This is a genomic window from Roseicyclus sp. (assembly GCF_018402035.1).
Lineage (GTDB): Bacteria > Pseudomonadota > Alphaproteobacteria > Rhodobacterales > Rhodobacteraceae > Roseicyclus.
In genome coordinates, this window is the sequence record NZ_JAGYJN010000017.1 from 1 (window position 1) to 17,510 (window position 17,510).

Consider the following 17,510-nt stretch of genomic DNA (forward strand, 5'->3'; position numbering starts at 1 on the left):
GCAGGTAGGCTAAGATTGGCGTAGTGGATGATCAACCGCACCGTGCCACCCGCAAAATCCCCCCCTTGCGCGCTCAAGAGCAAAGGCGTCGCTTCCCAATAGACAATCGGTGCCGCCGGGCCATTGACCCATGCATTGCTTGCCACCCCAAGCCCGGTACCAAAGCGGCCCGCATCGCCCGCGACCCCAAGGCTCCAGCTTTGTGCCGCGCCGGTGATGGCGTCGACCACCCGTCCCGTAACCCCGAACAAGATCGCGCGCGGCGGGATCGTGACGCTGCTCGTCACGCTTGCCCCCGCTGTGATCTGCAGGTCGAATTGCAATGCGTGCACCGCCAGCGCCGCACCTGCCGGGCTCAGTGTTATTGCCCCCATTTGCCAGCCGGTCCCATTCCAGATTGCCGACACGCCTGCGTCCCGCACAAAGGCGCGCCATCCGACCTGTGGCGGCACAAAGACCCATCCGCCCCCCATGCGCAGCGCAAGCTTGCCCGCTTGCCCCGCCCAATCAGCCGTTGCCCCATCAGGCACGCCATGCAGCGTGCCATCAGGCGCGGAAACCGGCGGGCTTGCCACACTGACCGAGGCCAGCACCAGATGCGTCAATGCATCGATCCGCGCCAAGGCCTCGTTCACGGTCACATGTTTTTGCGCCTGTGCGGGTGCTAACAGGGGCAGTGACATTTGCGGTGTGTCAGTCATCGAACGCGATCCTTGAAAATGGCCCCGGCCCGAACCGATCGGACAATTGGGCAACCTCGATTGAATATTGGCCCGCGATGCCGTCGCTTGCCCGCATCGCGGCGCTATAGGTGAAGACCGGCGCACTCAGCACTGTTTCTCGGCGCATCGCGCCACCAGCCCAAACGCGCAGCAGATATTGCTCGCTGGCCTCACCAAGCGGCACATCAAAGCCCTCCCAGCTATCGCCGTCGATCCGCGTACGCCGCACCCAAGACAGCGCCAGATCACCGCCTTGCTGCCGTGCGCGCAAATGGGCAGGCGCGAATGGACGCAAGCCAACCCCGCGAAAGGCGCGCACCCTTTCGACATAGCTCGCATCATCGACCGATCTTAGCGCTGGCCCAATCCGATAGTGCCGCGCCAAGCCCCTTGCCGCGATAGGCAGGTCGATCTGCACCGGCGCCCCGTCCAGCACCACAAACAAGCTCCCCTCGGGCCAGATCGCGGGCATGATCGCATCCGTGCCTTGCTGTCCGCGCAACCGCATGCTGATGTCCCAAAGATTCTCGCCCACCAACGTCGCATCAGCGAATTGGATCACCTCCCAATCATCCTCATCGCCCAAGCCTATCGCTGCCGCATTGGCCCCGTTCAGCACCGTTCCCTGTTCAGCCGCCGAAAGCTGGCCTATGGGCATCTCCACCCGAAACGGCGTGCCGCGATCCCAAAGGCCCGCACTTGCCGCACGCAGCGGCGTGACCAGCCGCCCAATCAACGCGCGCCGCTCGATCAGGCGGTTGAGCTTAAAGCCGTCCGTCCCCGGCGCGGCATAGGCCGCCACCGTTCCGGGCCAAGGCAGGGCCGAGACGGCCAGATGGGGCGCATGCTCCACCTCTGTACCGCTCAGCAAGGGCAGATCGAGAAAAACCGGACTGACTGGAACAGGGGCAATATAGGTCGTGTTGGCGACAACCTCTTCGACTGCATCGGATGGCTCGCGCGATGTGGGCTCGACCCGCACCGCCTCGATCTCGCGGGTGCCGCGATCCTCGATCCGGTCAATCCGCCAAGTCGAGCCATCTTCCAGCGCGACCATCTCGCCCGCACCCAAGGCGCGGCGTGAGGGCGGTAGGACCAGCCTAAGCTGATCGCGCGCGATCCGTGCCTCAGCCAGCCAACGCTCGGCCACGGCCAGCCCCTCTGGACCCGTCATCGCCATGGGCAGATCCAGCGCCGTGACGCCATCGGCACCATCGCCGGGAAAAACCGCCTCGGCGACGCGATCCTCGTAAGCCGCCTCGGCCGCGACATGGCCAAGGCGCACCCGACCCACCACCTCGGCGGCAGCGGCACGGGTTTCGCTGATGCCGCCCCCGCCGTCCGCATCATAGGCGGTATCGTCGCGGGTGATCACAGCGGCACTTTTGCGTGGCAGCGGCAAGAACACTAGCTTGCCATCACGCTCAACCGCCTGAAACGCATGGGCCAACATCAAGGCTTGCAAACGTGCCCTTGCGCTTTCCGTCTCGCCCGAGACATGACCACGCACCAGCCCGAACAACCGCGAGACATCATAATCATGCACCCCTGCCGCTTCGCATAGTTCGGCCACGACGCGGTCCAGCGGCGCGGCCTCAATCCGGCCCGTGACCCAATGGCCCAAACGCCAATTGCCGCCATCCGACCAAAGCCCCGCCTCGTTGGGAAAGGCGGGCCAAGGCCGCGCATCCCACGCCCAGATATGGGCGTAATTCATCTCCAACATCCGTCCGCCATAGACCGATGAGATCGGGTTGCGCGCGGGATCGTCCCAATAAGACATGATCGCGCGCAGGTATTGCGCTTGGATCAGATCATCGCGCCGCCCATTGGAATGGCGCGGCAAGGCACTTTCGGCACTTTTTGGGTCAAAAAACTTGTTGGGCTCATTGGTGCCCTTATCCACGGCAGGGCAACCGATCTCGGTAAAGCGCACCGGCTTTGAACCCGGTATCCACCCCGTTTGATGCAACGCCCGCGCCGTGACCTCGAGGCCCACGAAAACGACGGTGTGACCGACAGTATTGCCACCCGGACCAAAGCCGAAATTCGCCGCAGGATCAGTTGTTTGGGCAATAATCTCGCAGCGAAACTCGAATGTACCATCAGGATGCTGAAGGTTCTCAACTGCTTGCACCACATGCCCTGAGACAAGACTGGGCTGCAAGTTCCCCGGCGCTCCGACCACATAGATCCACTGCACCGCTGGCCCGCGATGGTCGAGCGTCAGGCGTAGATGGCTCGCCGTTCCGGAACGATAGTAAAGCCGGACCTGATAAACGGTATCTTGCAAGTTCAAGAAATCAGCCGAGCGCATCCCCGACAGAAAATTGCCTGCAACATCCGTGATCTCGACCGCGTTGCGAAACCGGCCTTCGACGAAATCCCCCGCGACGGGGGTCCACCCGGCACCGCCTGTCGCGGCCCAAAGATCGGGGCGATCCCCGTTTGGCACGGCCCATCCCGCCGGTCCATTGATCCGGTTGTGATGCGTATTGCTCCACCAACCCCGCAGATCCTTGTAGCGAAAGGTCCAAGGCTCATCATATTGCCCATCCGAGATCGGCTCACGGCGTTGGGCTGTGCGCGCCTCTTCGGTGGGATAGTACCAATCATACCCTTCACCGCCTTCGATATTGGCGGCCAGATAGCCAAGATCATGGATCTCGCCCCAATCAGCATCAGCATGATCATCGCCATCACGCCAATCGCTCAGCGGCATGTAATTGTCGATTGCGATGAAATCGATGTTGGCGTTGGCCCACAGCGGGTCGAGGTGGAAAAACACATCACCTGTCCCGTCCTGCGGATGATAGCCTAAATATTCCGACCAATCGGCGGCATAGCTAAGCTTCGCATTGGGCAACAACGCGCGCACCTCGGCGGCAAGCGCGATCAATCGCGCCACCGCCGGAAAGCCCTGCGCATCACGCATCTGGGTCAACCCGCGCATTTCCGAGCCGATGCAAAATGCATCCACCCCACCCGCCGCCGCAGAAAGCGCTGCCGCATGCAAGATAAAGCGCGAATAGCTCCACTCTGCAGGCCCAGAATAGCTGACCTCGCCCGACCCCACGATGAAATCGCTGGCACGCACATTGCCAAAAAATTCCGCCACCGCCGCAGCATTTGCCGCCGTGCCATCAGGGCTACCCGGCATGCCCGGTGCAAGCGCGCCCGTAATGCGCCCCCGCCACGGCAAAGGTGGCTGCTCCGCCCTGCCATATGGGTCAGGCAAGCCATTGCCTGCCAAAATCTCCATCAGCAAAAACGGGTAGAGCATGACCTCCTGGCCACCCGCGCGGATCGCTTGGATCGCCTCGATGACCGAGGCATCGGCCGGCGTTCCCCCATAGATCGGCCGCCCATCGACACGCGCCAAAATGCTCGCCTCCGCGCGCCCGATCCCACCCGCGCGCCATGGCATCTCGACACCGTCCAGCGCCGTATCCTCGACCTTTGGCCTAACACTGCACGTACCCGCGCGCAGATCATCACCGAACCACGAATAAATCAGGCTGACAGAGGCCAGATTGGGCAGGCTCGCGCGCATCTGCTCCAGCGCGCGATTGAAATCAGGCCCGCCCGCTTGCGTATTGGTGTTGATCGCCTGGCGATGGCCAAAGCCGTTATCAAGCGTGATCTGGCGGGTCGACAGCGCATACTCACCTGTCCCCGGCATTAAGGCGACCGCGCGCACCAAATCGGCGGCGGCAGGCAAGAGCGCGGCCTTTGGCTGGGCCGCACGCACCACCTCAAAGGCGAACTGCGGCACCCGATTGCCAAAAGTCGCAAGGTCGAAATCTTCGAGAACAACATAAGCAATGCCGCGATAGGCGGGCACCTGTCCCGCCCCCTCTACCGCTGCGATCAAGGGATCGGGCATCTTCGTTTGCGTGCCGTGATAGACGCGCATTGCGATGGTGGTCTGGTCCAACTCCACCCCATCGGCCCAAATGCGTCCGATCCGCCGGATTTCGCCCTCGCAAAGCGCCAGCGCAAGGCTGACCGAGTAGCTATAGGTCGTGGTCACAGGCGTCGGCGCAGGGCGCGGTGCTGCACCTTTGCCACGACCACCACCACCGCCGCCGCCACCACCGCTCGTGGTCACGGTCTCAACGAAATGGGTAGCCCAGATCACCTGACCGCTGAGCCGCATCCGCCCGAAAAGCTGCGCAATCGGCGCACCCTCGCTTGCCCCCGTGATCCGAAAGCGATCGACCCGCCCCCGCTCCACCGGCTCCGAGCCCGACCCCGTCGCCATCAACCGCTGATCAATCACACGGCCCAGCGTTGCCCCGACCGCGCGGCCAACGACCGCCCCCGACAGCCCCAGGATCGGGCCAGTCGCCATGCCGCCGATAGCCGCGCCTGCGGCTGACAAAAGGATCGTCGCCATGCTTTTATATCCCTTCAGGAAACGTGAAGCGCGCCACGATGCGCCGCGCCCAAGGCGGCGTCAGCGCACTTTCCACGACACCATGCCCGCTATAGGCATGGATAAAACTTGCCCTATCGCCGATCTCGGCCTGTAGGCCCAAATGCTTGGCCACCCCGCCCTCGCGCATGCGAAAGAGCAGCACATCGCCGGGGGCTGCATCGGCCAAATCCTTGGGCCGCAAATGCCGCAAGGCCGCCTGCCAAAGCCGCTCTTGGCCCGAGGCCTCCGACCAATCGGCGGTATAGGGGGGCACGGCTTCAGGCTCTTGGCCCAAAACCTCGCGCCACACGCCGCGCAAAAGGCCCAAACAATCGCAGCCCGCACCTCGGCAACTGGCTTGATGCACATAAGGCGTGCCAAGCCAGCCGCGCGCCGCCATCACGACAGCGCTCACCGCCTGCTGCCCCCGTCGCGCGCCGAAACGCGGCTTGGATGGGCGATCAACCAATCATCGCCGGGCAGATCGGGAAAGCCACGAAAATTCACGATATTCCCGAATTTCAGTCGACAGGTGTCCATCCGCTTGTCACAGCCTGCGCTCAGGCGCACCAAATCGCCCTGAGCGATGTCACCGCGCACCCGGTCCCATAACTCAACCCGCCTCAGATCACCCACAACACGGTCGATCTTGATCGCACCGCCCAACCCTTCGGCGGCACCCGTCTCAACGCGGCAATGCCCACGCTCGAACCAACGCGGCGCAAACGGCGTGGACAAGGCCAGCAGCATCACGCGGCCATCGCTGACCGATACGATCTCGGCCTGTGCGCGAAAGCTGTCACCAGACAGATCAACACCGCAATCAGTGTCACCCAACACCGCTGCGCAAGCCCGCTGATAAACCCGCCCCGTGGCGATGTTCATCCGCTCCGAAAGGCCGCGCAACTCGGCACTAAAGGCACCGTTCGCCCGTGTCAGCTCGCCCAAATGGCCGCGAAACTGCAACACCCGGTTCTGGGGCGCACTCCACTGCACCAGCCATGCCTCGATCATCGCGCCATCATAGCGGCCTGCAGCGATATCGGCCTCGGTGATCGCGGCATCGCTGAGCGCGCCAACGGCTTCGGTGTTATCAACGGCAAGACCCGTGCTCTGGCTCAGCGCGCGTGCCGATAACCCAGTCTCGGGGCGAAAATCACATCCATCAAAGGCCAAGGCCCTGTCATGATCAGTAAAGCCTAAGGTAAAGCCATCCGCACGGGTCAACTGCCAACAGCGGCACAACTCTGTGGCCCCAGTGGCCAAATGCGCGTCGATCCCCGCAACCCCGCTCATTGCCGGATCTCCACCACAGGCACGGCTGGCACCTCACCTGCTTGAAAACTCGCGACACTTGTCTGGATCATGTCAGTGTCAAAACGCACCGGCACATCGAATTCAAACCCGGCGGTAATGATCTCGCCCGCATCGGGGGCTTCAGAAAAACTGATGATCCCGCTTGCCAGATCGACCTCGAAATCGACACCCAACACCTGCTCATCAGTCGAAATCCCCACCAAGACCGTCCCCTCGACCGGCTTGGTGATCGGGCGCAGATAGCTTTGCACACCCGTGCCATAGCGCTTGCTCAGCGCAAAATCCCGCGTCATCCCATCCGCAATCGCGATATCTTGGTCGCGATAAGCGGGCATGGCCGAAGGCTGGCAGCTTTTGAAATCCGCCCAATCTTTCCAGCGAAAGCCGTACATCTGGCCGCGCCGCGCCTCGAAAAAGGCGATCAGTGCCGCAATATCGTCCAAAGACCTTAGGCTCAGCCCCGCATCATAGCGCCGTCGCGACTGCGCCCACGGCGTGTTGCGCTCCTCATACCCGTTGGTTAGCTGCACCACTTCGGTGCGCCGCTCTGGCCCACCGGTTGATCCGAAACTCAGATTGGCTGGGAAACGAACGTCGTGAAAAGCCATGGCATGCCCCCTCAACGGTTACGCTGGCCGCGCGCCAATGCGCGGCTCATTTGTGCGGCGATCTGTGTCTGGCTGCGCGCAAACCCCTGCGCATCGGGCGTGGTGATATTCATCACGACCTGCACGGGCCCACCGCCCCCGGCGGCGGCCACACCTAAGCGCCCATCAGGACCACGGCGCAGCGGCATGATCGCTTCCGGCCCCGCCTCACCCATCAGCCCCATGCCACCACGCATGGCAAAGCCCGTTGGCCCCTGCACCACACCACCCCGCGCAAAAGGCATCACCCGTCCTTGCGCAATGGCGCCCCCTTGCTGAAAGGGCAAAATACTACTGACCAACCCGTTGACTCCATTGGTCAAGGCCGCGCCCAAGGCATTCTGTACCGGGCGCATCGCGGTGCTATAGGCCGTGTCCAACATGCTTTGCGCCACACCGCGCAAGGCATCGGATAACCGCATCCCGTCAAACACCACCCCGTCAAAGGCCCGCCGCAAGCCGCCCCCAATGGCCCGGCTCATACTCTGCACCTCGCGCCCTGTATAAAGCAGGCTACCTTGCATTCCGCGCAACTCGGCCTGAAAGGCGGCCGCTACATTGGCTGTTCCCGCCATCGTGACCTCGAGATCAGCAATCTGCGCTTCAAGGGCATCGATACCCTCATCCATCACGGTCATTGGCCTGTCTCCTTTGTCGCTTTATCGGGGAAACGCGCGATCAAGGCCTCTAGCCCCGCGCGTCGCAATGGTGCTGCCTCCGGCGCATCGCCCAGCATCAGCAAGAACTCCGCCGGGCTCAGCCGCCAGAACACCTCAGGCGCAAGCCCAAAACCTTGGATGCCCGCCCGCATCAAAGCTGGCCAATCAAACAAGGGCGCGCTCACCCCGGCACACGAAAGGCCAGCACCAACAAACGCGCTGCCACCCTGGCGGCCTCAAGCGGCCCACCTTCGATATCTGCCGCCAAGAGATCGGCCAGATCACCCTGCCACCCGCCGCCACGCAAACCCGCGCAGACCAGCAAAAGCACATCGCGCATGCGCAACGCGTCGCCCTCGAACCGGGCAACAAGATCAGCCAAACTCTCGGCTTCCAGCCGCGCCTCCAACTCGGCCAAGGCCCCAAGCGTCAGCTTGGCCACATGGCGCTGCCCATCGATGACCAAAAACACTTCACCCGCCCAAGGGTTCGCCATCGCTCAAATCGCCGAAAAGATCAGCGCGCCTGCCGATGCCAGCGACATCTCATAGGTCGCCTCGCCGTCATGGCTGCCGGCATATTCGATCCCCGTGATCTGGAAATTCCCCTCCACGATACCAAAATCGGGGATCACCACCTGAAAGCCCGGCGTCGCGCCGTCGAAAAAAATCTGGCGCGCACGCGCATCTGTGGCACCGTCCCGAAACACGCCCGAGCCAGAGATACTGGCCGATTTGACACCGCCGCCGGTCAACAGCTCACGCCAGCCGCCCGCAGATTCAAGGCTGGTGACATCCACCTGCTCAGCATTGAAACTCAACCGCGTGGCACGCAGCCCTGCCATCGTCTCGAAAACACCGTTTCCATCCATATCGACCTTGACCAAAAGGTCTTTTCCACTCTGCGCAGACATCGTTTTTCCTTCTCACTAACAATAAGATGAACAGCGTTCTTCAGGTTATTCCGCATCGACTAAGGCACGGAACCACAGCTCAATCTCGCGCGCCCCGTCGCGTCGACCGGCACGGGCGCGCAAGAACCGCAGCGACACCAAACGCCCTCGCGACAGGGCCAGATCCGCACCGCTCAACCGATCCGATACCGCCGCCGCCAGCGCCTTGGCCGCGCCAAAACCCGCCCCTTGGCTGACCACCGTCACCGAGAAATCATGCACCGCGCCCGCATGGGTCTTGTCCGAGGCGTCGCGCACCCGCTCTGGCCCTAAAACTACGTAAAGCGGTGCCATCGGTCCCGGCGGCAAGGCGTCATGCACCGCCCCACCGGATAAGGCGTGGATCGCCACATCGTCGGACAAGGCACTGAAAACCGCCGCCTGAAGGGCGGCCGACATGCCATAGCTCATCGTCCGACCTCCTCGATGGCAAAACAGGTCAGCCAGCGACCCGTTGCATCGCTTTCATGCACCGCCTCGATCCGATAGATCCGTGCACCATCGCGAAATCGCATCGTCGCATCTGGGCGCGCCGCCGCCCCCTGCGGCACGGCCCGCATAGTAATGACCAGTTGCAAACGCGCCGCTTGATCCACCTCGCGGCCCGCACCGCGCGGTGTCACAGCCGCCCAGATATGCCCGCGCGCGACCCAAACTTCACTGTATCCGCCCAATCCATCGGCAATGCGCGACGGGGCCTCCAACACAAGGCGACGGTTAAGATGTGCCGTTCTCATGCCCCGCCCCCCCGCAAGCGGATGGGCCGGTATGGTTCCAACAACACCGCGACCGCCTGTGGCACGCCTTGGGCGGGATCGCTCTCTTGCCCCCAATAACTTGCCGCCAGCATCATCACAGCCTGTTGCAGATCGGCGGGAATATCCCCCCACTCCGCCCCAAAGCCCGCCGCGAACTCCACCTCGACAGATCCCGCCTGCGTGGGTTGGGCAAGACGCCCCCCCGTCGCCACCAAAAGCGGGCGATGCGCATCGGGTTGCAGCCGGTAGCTCGCCGGATCGACCGTCACCTGCGTGCCTTCACGCGTCAGCGTCCTGACCGCCACGATCTCGCGCACAGGTGCCAGCGGAAAGGGATGCGAGGCCGCGCTTTGCCACTCCAACACCGTCAAAAGAAAACGCCGCGCAAACAGTGCTTTGCCGATACGCGCCTCGATAGCTGCGCAAGATGCGCGCAGATACCGCTCGAGTGCCGCATCTTGGCTCGCATCATCCGTGAACCCATGCGCCAGCCGCAAATACCCGGCCAGAACCGCGACAGGAAACGCCGCGCTGGGGATCGCGGTCAATTCGACCATCATCATTCTGTCATCTCCCAAATTCCTGTCGTGAAGGGGTGGGACGGTGCGCCGCCCGCGCTGCTCAAGCGGAGAGACGCGCAGCTGGATCGCGCACGGCGCACCGTCCCTCCCGCCCGCCAACCGTTACCAGTCAGGGGCGGGGTCGCGTCACTCCGCTCAGCGACGGATCAAGCGATGCCGAACTTCATCAGCTTGATAGCGGCGAAGTCCGACACCGCACCGCCGACGCGCTTGGTGGCGTAGAACAAGACATGCGGCTTAGCGCTGAACGGGTCGCGCAGCACGCGCAGCTCGGGACGCTCGGCAATGGTATAGCCTGCGCGGAAGTCGCCAAAGGCGATGGCCGTGCTGTCGATGGCGATGTCGGGCATATCTTCGGCGATCAGCACCGGATAGCCCATCAACCGCGCCGGCTCACCCGCCGCCAGCCCATCGGCCCAAAGGAAGCGCCCATCGGCGTCCTTCATCTTGCGCACCGCACCCGCCGTTTTCGAATTCATCACGAATGTCGCATTGGCGCGGTATTGCGCGCCGAGGGCATAGACCAGATCGACGATTGTATCGGCGGGGTTGGTTGCGTCGAAATCACCGGCGGTGCCGGTTTCAACATAGCCAAGCGTGCCCCATGTCCAAGAATTATTCGGCATCACGAAGCCGCTCAAGAACCCCAAGGGGCGTCCCGCGCCATCGCCGTTGATAAAGGCATCTGCCTCGGCGCGCGCGAACTTGTCCGCAATGCGGCCCGCCAACCAGCCCTCAATGTCAAAGGCCGCATCGTCGAGAAGGCGCTGCGAGGCTTTGGGCATCGCCGACAGTTCATGTAGCGCGATCGAAATCCGTTCGATCTGCGGCGTGCCTGTCTCAGCGGTATCGGTCACCTCGTCGGCCCAACCTGCCCCAGTGTCGGTCGTATCGATCAAAACATCGAAACTGCTCGCTTCCACCTGCACGATATTTGCCACAGCCCTCAGGCTCGCCGAGGCGCGCAAGACCGATTGGATCGTCTCGGCCGTCTGTGGATCAACCAGATAGCCACCCTCGGCATTCACCGCCGTGCTCATGCCCTTGCGCTCGATCTCCAGACCGCGCAGCGCATCATCATCGCCATTGCGCAGATAGCTCGCCAGCGCCTTCTTATGCGGCGCGGCCTGATCGATCTGTGCCGACAGCGCAGGGCGGGAATGGGTGGTCATCTTCGTGTTCAACATGGCAATACGCTCTTCCTGCTTTTGAAATTTTTCCTTCATGTCGTCTTGAAACAGATTGAATTCGCTTAAGAAGCCACGCATGGCATCCTTTACGTCCGCAATCGCTGAGGGGGCTGCACGGGTATCGTCCGCCGCCCCTGATCGGGTCTCGGTCATCTCCATCACCTCTGCTTTGGATGGTTGGGGTCAGCGGGGCTTGCGCACCGCCAGCTTGGCGCGGGCATCCTCGAAGGCCCACGCCAGATCCATCAGGTCGCCATCGGCCTTGGCCTCTTGGGCCAAAACTGCTGAACCGACCCGCGCCTTGGGAAGCATCGGAAAAGTCACAAGCGAGACCTCCCATAGCTCCACCTCGGACAAAAGCCTTCGCCCCTGCCCGTCCTTTGTCGCACGCAAGGTGCGATAACCAATCGACAACCCGTCGATGGCCCCCGCCGCGATCAGGGCCGCCGCCTCACGTGCGCGTGCCACCTCAAGCAGCAAACGGCCCTTCACGAACAACCCGCGGCCATCCTCGCGCACTTCGTCCCAGATCCCGATGGGCTCGGTTGGGTCATGCTGCCACAGCATCCGTACCCGTCGCCCATTGCCCGCCAATCGCTTCAGGCTGGCGTGATAGGCACCTTTCTCCACGATATCGCCGCCCTGATCGCATTCCCCGAACAGGCTGGCATAGCCCGCGATCTCATGATCATCCGAGACCTTCAGCGCGTCGGCATCGAACCGCGCGAACTTTGTCTCCAGATGGGCTGGAAAAAACTCATTCATATCATCAACCTACCTTAGGATATTGAGTTGAAGGATGTCGGAAAGACCCTGCGCCAGAACCACCGACACCATGCCGAAAACAGCTACCCATAGCCGCCGCTCCAACCGCTCAAGCGCTGCCTCGATCCGCTCCAGCCGAACGCTCAACGCCAGCCAGCGCTCCTCAAGCACGCGTTCATTGGCGTCGATCCGCGCGCTGGCTGCATCGAAAGGGGCGTACAAATAGCGCGATCCACCCGTGTCGCGCCCGCTCATGCGCCCTCCGCGCGCTCGGGCAAGCCAAGCAACCGCCGCTTTTCGGCTTCGGTCAGGAAATCAGCCTCAGCAATCCGCCGCCAATGGCTGTCGCGCTCCATGGCCAAGGCTGGCACCTGGTCCAGATCGGGTTCCAGATCGACAGTCACCCCCGCCATCCCAGACACAAAGCCCGCCAAATGGGCCAAGACCTTCTGCGCTAAAGGCAGAACGGTCAGCCGATAAAATGCGCGATTGGCCTCTGCGTAATTGGCATAGGTGGCGTCACCCGGAATACCCAACAACATCGGCGGCACCCCAAAGGCCAAGGCGATATCGCGCGCCGCTGCCTCCTTGGTCTTTTGAAACTCCATGTCCGAGGGGCTGAACCCCATGGGCTTCCAATCAAGCCCGCCCTCCAACAGCATGGGCCGTCCGGCATTGCGCGCGCCTTGGTGATGGGTCTCTAACTCCTCTTGCAGGCGGGTGAACTGATCATCCGACATCGCCCCCGCACCATCCGCCCCGCGATAGACAATCGCCCCCGAAGGCCGCGCCGCATTATCAAGCAGGGCCTTCGACCAGCGCGCCGCCGCATTATGCACATCAATCGCGGTGGCGGCGGCCTGCAATGGGGCAAGGCCGTAATGATCATCATGCGGATGAAAGGTCTTGATGTGGCAAATGCTTTCAGCCGCATAGCGATGCGTCCGCCCGCCCACGACATAATCATAGGACATCGGCCAACCATCCGCCCCCGGCACAAGGCTGATCCGGTCCGAGCGCAACACATGCAGCTCGACCAACACCCCATCGTCACCCTGCACCGCCTCTAGATAGGCATTTCCCGCCAGCATAAGCTGCGCATAGACCGCCTCCAACAGCTCAGCCCGCCCCTGCGCTTGGTTGGGCCGCGCCAAAAGCGACAGGATCGGATGCATCTCCATACGCTGCGCATCCTCGCGGCAGATTACGGGCAAGGCCGCCGCCGCCTCGGCGATCAAGCGCACGGCGCGAAAGCCCACGGGATTGCCCTGAAAGCCGTTGCGCGTCAGCGAAACCGTATCGCGCGGGCTCCAAGCCACGCGCCCCACGCTTCCCCAAACCGCCACGCGCGCTGCCGCGGATGCCTTTCTCTCAACCTGCGTTTCCTTGCCCTTATAAAATAATTTCAAACCCATGCACCGCACTCCTCAGGCAGAAAGAAAGACAGGGCAGCCCCAAGGTGCGCCCCGTGCCGACCCCGCGGGGCCATGGTTCATTCCAAAAAATCGACCTCGGCTAGATCGCCCGGATCTGCGGGCTCAAGGCCCGCATGCCGGGTCGCAAAAGCCCATCGGTCAAAGCCCAGACCAAGGCGTCAAGTCGGTCAGGGCTGCCCCCACCCTCATAGCCACGCAGGGTCATCAGGCACATCTCGTCTTCCAGCATCGCCAACCCGCCCAGATGGCGCACCCGCCCCTGCTCGTACAAAGCCGCGACAGGCTCGGCGCGCGCGGCCTTGCCGATGACCGCGCGCACAGGGCGCAAATTCACATGCGGATCGACCTGCCGCATGATCAGCCCGACCATATCGCCGCCCTGATTGACCTCGGCCACCATCCGCGTGGCCCCATGCCGATGATAGGCCGCCGCTGCAGCCTCGGCCCAAGCCATGGGGCTTGCGGCCTTGACGCTGGCATCTTCCAGCACGACCGCGCGCCACTCATGCGGACCACCAATCTCTTCGATTGCCACCGCCACGATCCCGCAAGCATCAGAGCGGGCATGGCCCGTCACCGGCGGATCAACCGCGATGATCACCCGTGCATCTTCTGGGGCGTGATCAACCCTAAGCCCGTCCAACATGGCCCGCGTCCACAGCGCATCCTGCGCGTCTTCCAAAAGCTCGCCATCCAACTCCTGCCGGCCAAGCCGTGACTTGCCATAGCGCGCACGCACTTCGCGCAGGAAACTGGGCGCAAGATTGGCCCGGTTGGCCTCGGTCGCGGCTTGCGTCACCACCGTGCTGTTGCGCTGCAACAGCGATTTCAGAACCGCCACATTGCGCGGCGTCGTCGTCACCACCTGCCGTGGATGATCGCCCAGCCGCAAGCCGAATTGCAGCATATCCCACGTCTCTTGCCCTTTTGGCCATTTCGCCAATTCATCGGCCCAAGCCGCGTCGAACTGCGGCCCGCGCAGCGCCTCAGGGTCATGCGCCGAATAAAGCCGCGCCTCCGCCCCATTGGGCCATTCCAACCGCCGCTCCCCCGCAATCCAACGCGGCGCGCGGTCAGGCGGCGAACAGGCGATGATCCCGCTTTCGCCCTTCACCATGACCGCCAAGGCCTGATCATAGGTTTCGCCCACCAAGGCCAGCCTGCGCGCCTGCCCCGGTGCCGCCGCCGTTGGCCCCTCGACCATGGCGCGCACCCATTCGGCACCCGCCCGCGTCTTGCCCGCACCGCGCCCCCCAAGAATGACCCAGCTGGTCCATTCCCCATCGGGCGGCAATTGATGGGCCAAGGCCCAAAACTCGAACACATAGGGCAGTGCCGCCAAAGCCTCGTCACTCAACCCCTTCAGAAACGCATCCATCGTCGCGGGTGGCGCGCAAGCGAGCCAATCTGCGCCCGATCTCAGCACGGGCAGCATCGAGATCAAGCTGCCCTGTTCCACGTCGTGTATATCTCTGGCTTCCTGCATCACGCGCTTTCACCTCCACCTGAAGCGCAGTCTGAAAGGCGGCGGCAACTGCACGCACATCCTTGACCACCTCGGTTGCATCGCCTTTGGCTGCCGCGCGTGCCGCGTCGAGCGCGCTCTCCAACAGCTCGACCGCGACCTCCAGCGCTTTATAGGCCCGCGCCACTGTCCGGTCGGCCTGGGCGAGATCCTCACTCTCGGTCATGTTGTCGATCATCGAAGAACCTCGCGTGGGAAACCCTCCCGGACACGAGCAGCACATGAGTTCGGATCAACGCACCTGTTTTGCACGTCAGGCACAAAAAAACGGCCAGAGGATCAAACCCCAGACCGTTGCCCATGTATTCCAGCTTGCCAAAACAGATGCCACGGAGCGCGCGGCAGGTCAATATATTTTTTATTTACAAAGGGTTAAGAGAAGTTTCCACATTAACCCCTTGGTAAGAAACGCCCCCGCCTCACTGGCCCGATGCCGCGCGCTCTGCCTCGATCTGCCGCCACCGCGCGACATTTCTGTTATGTTCATCAAGGGTTTCGGCAAAAGCATGCCCCCCCGTCCCATCCGCCACGAAAAAGATCAGATCGGTCGCCTCGGGGTTCACCGCCGCCTCGATTGCCGCGCGTCCGGGGTTGGCGATTGGCGTCGGTGGCAGCCCATCGATGACATAGGTGTTCCATGGCGTCTCAGCCCGCAGTTCGCTGGCGCGAATCCCGCGCCCCAAAACACCGCGCCCTTCGGTGATTCCATAGATCACCGTCGGGTCCGTCTGAAGCCGCATGCCCCGGTTCAGACGATTGATAAACACACTCGACACCAGCCGCCGTTCCTCGGCCACGCTGGTTTCCTTCTCGATGATCGAGGCAAGGATCAACGCCTCCTCCGCACTGGCCAGCGGCAGACCATCTTGCCGATTGGCCCATGCCGCCGCCAAGATCGCCGCTTGCGCCGCGACCATATCGTCGACAATCGCTTGCCGATCCTGCCCGCGCCGCACCTCAAAGGTATCGGGCGCCATCGCCCCTTCGGCCGGTATTTCTGCAATCTCGCCCGACAAGAAATCGGCGGCGCGCAAACCCTCGACGATCTGCCAACTGGTCAGCCCCTCGGGCACCGAGACACGATAGGCAATGGGCGATCCATCCGCGATCAAGCTGGAATAGACCTCCGGCACCCCATCCTCATAGGCGAAATCGGCCAGCGCCACGACCTCACCTGCCCCCGGCACGCGTTCGCGCAGCCGCAACTCGCCGCTGCCTTCCAACCGCAGCACATAAGTCGCCGTATAGCGGAAGGTCGACGGCCCGCCCGTCGTCACAATCGCCAGCACCTCCTCCATCGAGGCACGCGGCGGGATCTCGTAATTGCCGAACCGCAGCTGACCGGCCATATCGGCGTAATCAGCACCCAACCGAAACAGCATCGCCGACGAGATTACCCCCGCCGCCTCCAACTGCTCCGACACACGCCTCAGCGTGGCACCGCGCGGCACTTCGAAAAACGCCGCTTCCGTCAATGGGCCTTGAGCACGAAATTCCCGCTGGCCCCACGCGATTGCCCCCGCCAAGGCGATCAAAACAATGATCAGGAAACTCATACCATTGGCGGCGACACTCTTCCACATCAGCGCGTTACACCCGTCCCATGATCAAGCAGGCATTGGTCCCGCCAAAGCCGAAGGAGTTGGATTGCACGATGTTGATCTCGCCCTTCTGCGCGGCATTGGCGCAAAGGTTGATCGCGGTCTCCGCCGCTGGATTATCAAGGTTGATCGTCGGCGGTGCGATCTGATCACGAATGGCAAGCATCGAGAAAATCGCCTCAATCGCGCCAGCGGCACCCAGCAAATGGCCGGTGGCCGATTTCGTCGATGACATCATCACCTTGGCCGCGTGATCGCCCATCAGACGCTCAACCGCACCAAGCTCAATCGTGTCGGCCATGGTCGATGTGCCATGCGCATTCACATAGTCAATCGCCGAAGGTGCCAACCCCGCCCGCTTGAGCGCCGCGCGCATCGCGCGCTCCGCCCCTTCGTGATTGGGTGGCGGCGCGGTGATGTGATAGGCATCGCCTGACAGCCCATAGCCCAAGATCTCGGCATAGATCTTAGCGCCGCGCGCTTTTGCATGCTCGTATTCTTCCAACACGACCACACCCGCACCTTCGCCCATCACGAAACCATCACTATCGGCATCCCAAGGACGGCTGGCTTTCTCCGGCTCATGGCCGCGCTTGGTCGATAGCGCCTTGCAAGCGTTGAAACCCGCGATCCCGATGGCGCAAATCGGGCTTTCGGCACCGCCCGCCACCATCACATCGGCGTCACCCCATTGAATCAGCCTTGCCGCATCACCAATCGCATGCGCCCCCGTCGAACAGGCCGTCACGACCGCATGGTTCGGCCCCTTGAAACCATACCGGATCGACACATGACCCGAGATCAGATTGATCAGCGCGCCCGGCACAAAGAATGGCGAGACCCGGCGCGGCCCTTTTTCCTGTAGCGTGATCGAGGTATCGGCAATCGACGAGAGCCCCCCGATCCCCGAGCCGATCAAAACGCCCGTGCGCTCTTG

Annotated in this window: 20 protein-coding genes; all 20 read right to left on the minus strand. The window is 62.7% G+C overall.

Annotated features, from left to right (window positions below):
* Nucleotides 1-701, minus strand: a 701-nt coding sequence (locus tag KG698_RS13885) for a DUF2793 domain-containing protein (protein WP_213686159.1), incomplete at its 3' end; no start/stop codon positions are given.
* On the minus strand, nucleotides 694-5,121 hold the full coding sequence (locus KG698_RS15715) for a glycoside hydrolase TIM-barrel-like domain-containing protein (RefSeq protein WP_300984083.1): 4,428 nt from the start codon (nucleotides 5,119-5,121) through the stop codon (nucleotides 694-696). The genes KG698_RS15715 and KG698_RS13885, both read right to left, overlap by 8 nt.
* A 4-nt stretch (nucleotides 5,122-5,125) precedes the next feature.
* Complete coding sequence (locus KG698_RS13900) at nucleotides 5,126-5,542, minus strand: NlpC/P60 family protein (protein ID WP_213686177.1); 417 nt, start codon at nucleotides 5,540-5,542, stop codon at nucleotides 5,126-5,128.
* A gap of 11 nt (nucleotides 5,543-5,553) precedes the next feature.
* A complete protein-coding gene (locus tag KG698_RS13905) occupies nucleotides 5,554-6,438 on the minus strand; it encodes a DUF2163 domain-containing protein (protein WP_213686160.1) in 885 nt (294 codons plus the stop codon).
* Entirely contained in the window at nucleotides 6,435-7,067 is a 633-nt protein-coding gene (locus KG698_RS13910; protein ID WP_213686161.1) for a DUF2460 domain-containing protein, read from the minus strand. The genes KG698_RS13905 and KG698_RS13910 overlap by 4 nt, the downstream gene beginning before the upstream one ends.
* Before the next feature lie 11 nt (nucleotides 7,068-7,078).
* Nucleotides 7,079-7,744, minus strand: coding sequence for a phage tail tape measure protein (locus tag KG698_RS13915; protein ID WP_213686162.1), 666 nt, complete (start codon nucleotides 7,742-7,744; stop codon nucleotides 7,079-7,081).
* Complete coding sequence (locus KG698_RS13920; RefSeq protein ID WP_367114119.1) at nucleotides 7,741-7,938, minus strand: rcc01693 family protein; 198 nt, start codon at nucleotides 7,936-7,938, stop codon at nucleotides 7,741-7,743. The genes KG698_RS13915 and KG698_RS13920 overlap by 4 nt, the downstream gene beginning before the upstream one ends.
* An 8-nt stretch (nucleotides 7,939-7,946) precedes the next feature.
* Nucleotides 7,947-8,261: a gene transfer agent family protein gene (locus KG698_RS13925; protein WP_213686163.1), complete on the minus strand. Its 315-nt coding sequence runs from the start codon at nucleotides 8,259-8,261 to the stop codon at nucleotides 7,947-7,949.
* Nucleotides 8,262-8,264: 3 nt separating this feature from the next.
* The gene (locus KG698_RS13930; RefSeq protein ID WP_213686164.1) at nucleotides 8,265-8,678 is read right to left on the minus strand and encodes a phage major tail protein, TP901-1 family; all 414 of its coding nucleotides are present in this window, start codon (nucleotides 8,676-8,678) and stop codon (nucleotides 8,265-8,267) included.
* A gap of 45 nt (nucleotides 8,679-8,723) precedes the next feature.
* Nucleotides 8,724-9,128 (minus strand): DUF3168 domain-containing protein, encoded by a 405-nt coding sequence (locus tag KG698_RS13935; protein ID WP_213686165.1) that lies wholly within the window; start codon nucleotides 9,126-9,128, stop codon nucleotides 8,724-8,726.
* Nucleotides 9,125-9,454: a head-tail adaptor protein gene (locus KG698_RS13940; RefSeq protein WP_213686166.1), complete on the minus strand. Its 330-nt coding sequence runs from the start codon at nucleotides 9,452-9,454 to the stop codon at nucleotides 9,125-9,127. The genes KG698_RS13935 and KG698_RS13940 overlap by 4 nt, the downstream gene beginning before the upstream one ends.
* A complete protein-coding gene (locus KG698_RS13945; protein ID WP_213686167.1) occupies nucleotides 9,451-10,038 on the minus strand; it encodes a hypothetical protein in 588 nt (195 codons plus the stop codon). The genes KG698_RS13940 and KG698_RS13945 overlap by 4 nt, the downstream gene beginning before the upstream one ends.
* A gap of 164 nt (nucleotides 10,039-10,202) precedes the next feature.
* The gene (locus tag KG698_RS13950) at nucleotides 10,203-11,399 is read right to left on the minus strand and encodes a phage major capsid protein (protein WP_213686168.1); all 1,197 of its coding nucleotides are present in this window, start codon (nucleotides 11,397-11,399) and stop codon (nucleotides 10,203-10,205) included.
* A 30-nt stretch (nucleotides 11,400-11,429) separates the two neighbouring features.
* Complete coding sequence (locus KG698_RS13955; RefSeq protein WP_213686169.1) at nucleotides 11,430-12,011, minus strand: HK97 family phage prohead protease; 582 nt, start codon at nucleotides 12,009-12,011, stop codon at nucleotides 11,430-11,432.
* Nucleotides 12,012-12,020: 9 nt separating this feature from the next.
* On the minus strand, nucleotides 12,021-12,266 hold the full coding sequence (locus KG698_RS13960; RefSeq protein ID WP_213686170.1) for a hypothetical protein: 246 nt from the start codon (nucleotides 12,264-12,266) through the stop codon (nucleotides 12,021-12,023).
* Entirely contained in the window at nucleotides 12,263-13,426 is a 1,164-nt protein-coding gene (locus KG698_RS13965; RefSeq protein WP_213686171.1) for a phage portal protein, read from the minus strand. The genes KG698_RS13960 and KG698_RS13965 overlap by 4 nt, the downstream gene beginning before the upstream one ends.
* A gap of 100 nt (nucleotides 13,427-13,526) precedes the next feature.
* The gene (locus KG698_RS13970; protein WP_213686172.1) at nucleotides 13,527-14,825 is read right to left on the minus strand and encodes a terminase family protein; all 1,299 of its coding nucleotides are present in this window, start codon (nucleotides 14,823-14,825) and stop codon (nucleotides 13,527-13,529) included.
* Nucleotides 14,797-15,150: a hypothetical protein gene (locus tag KG698_RS13975; RefSeq protein ID WP_213686173.1), complete on the minus strand. Its 354-nt coding sequence runs from the start codon at nucleotides 15,148-15,150 to the stop codon at nucleotides 14,797-14,799. The genes KG698_RS13970 and KG698_RS13975 overlap by 29 nt, the downstream gene beginning before the upstream one ends.
* A gap of 241 nt (nucleotides 15,151-15,391) precedes the next feature.
* Nucleotides 15,392-16,555, minus strand: a complete 1,164-nt coding sequence (mltG, locus tag KG698_RS13980) for an endolytic transglycosylase MltG (RefSeq protein WP_213686174.1) — start codon at nucleotides 16,553-16,555, stop codon at nucleotides 15,392-15,394.
* Nucleotides 16,556-16,562: 7 nt separating this feature from the next.
* A partial coding sequence (gene fabF, locus KG698_RS13985) for a beta-ketoacyl-ACP synthase II (protein ID WP_213686175.1) occupies nucleotides 16,563-17,510 on the minus strand: 948 nt, incomplete at its 5' end.

Excerpts from the sequence above, each read along its gene's own strand:
- KG698_RS13965 (WP_213686171.1), bottom strand. The coding sequence starts at position 13,426 with ATGGGTTTGAAATTATTTTATAAGGGCAAGGAAACGCAGGTTGAGAGA.
- KG698_RS13910 (WP_213686161.1), bottom strand. The coding sequence starts at position 7,067 with ATGGCTTTTCACGACGTTCGTTTCCCAGCCAATCTGAGTTTCGGATCA.
- KG698_RS13975 (WP_213686173.1), bottom strand. The coding sequence starts at position 15,150 with ATGATCGACAACATGACCGAGAGTGAGGATCTCGCCCAGGCCGACCGG.
- KG698_RS13955 (WP_213686169.1), bottom strand. The coding sequence starts at position 12,011 with ATGAATGAGTTTTTTCCAGCCCATCTGGAGACAAAGTTCGCGCGGTTC.
- KG698_RS13925 (WP_213686163.1), bottom strand. The coding sequence starts at position 8,261 with ATGGCGAACCCTTGGGCGGGTGAAGTGTTTTTGGTCATCGATGGGCAG.
- KG698_RS13950 (WP_213686168.1), bottom strand. The coding sequence starts at position 11,399 with ATGACCGAGACCCGATCAGGGGCGGCGGACGATACCCGTGCAGCCCCC.
- KG698_RS13940 (WP_213686166.1), bottom strand. The coding sequence starts at position 9,454 with ATGAGAACGGCACATCTTAACCGTCGCCTTGTGTTGGAGGCCCCGTCG.
- KG698_RS13905 (WP_213686160.1), bottom strand. The coding sequence starts at position 6,438 with ATGAGCGGGGTTGCGGGGATCGACGCGCATTTGGCCACTGGGGCCACA.
- KG698_RS13960 (WP_213686170.1), bottom strand. The coding sequence starts at position 12,266 with ATGAGCGGGCGCGACACGGGTGGATCGCGCTATTTGTACGCCCCTTTC.
- KG698_RS15715 (WP_300984083.1), bottom strand. The coding sequence starts at position 5,121 with ATGGCGACGATCCTTTTGTCAGCCGCAGGCGCGGCTATCGGCGGCATG.
- KG698_RS13935 (WP_213686165.1), bottom strand. The coding sequence starts at position 9,128 with ATGAGCTATGGCATGTCGGCCGCCCTTCAGGCGGCGGTTTTCAGTGCC.
- mltG (WP_213686174.1), bottom strand. The coding sequence starts at position 16,555 with ATGTGGAAGAGTGTCGCCGCCAATGGTATGAGTTTCCTGATCATTGTT.
- KG698_RS13930 (WP_213686164.1), bottom strand. The coding sequence starts at position 8,678 with ATGTCTGCGCAGAGTGGAAAAGACCTTTTGGTCAAGGTCGATATGGAT.
- KG698_RS13970 (WP_213686172.1), bottom strand. The coding sequence starts at position 14,825 with ATGGATGCGTTTCTGAAGGGGTTGAGTGACGAGGCTTTGGCGGCACTG.
- KG698_RS13915 (WP_213686162.1), bottom strand. The coding sequence starts at position 7,744 with ATGACCGTGATGGATGAGGGTATCGATGCCCTTGAAGCGCAGATTGCT.
- KG698_RS13945 (WP_213686167.1), bottom strand. The coding sequence starts at position 10,038 with ATGATGATGGTCGAATTGACCGCGATCCCCAGCGCGGCGTTTCCTGTC.
- KG698_RS13900 (WP_213686177.1), bottom strand. The coding sequence starts at position 5,542 with ATGGCGGCGCGCGGCTGGCTTGGCACGCCTTATGTGCATCAAGCCAGT.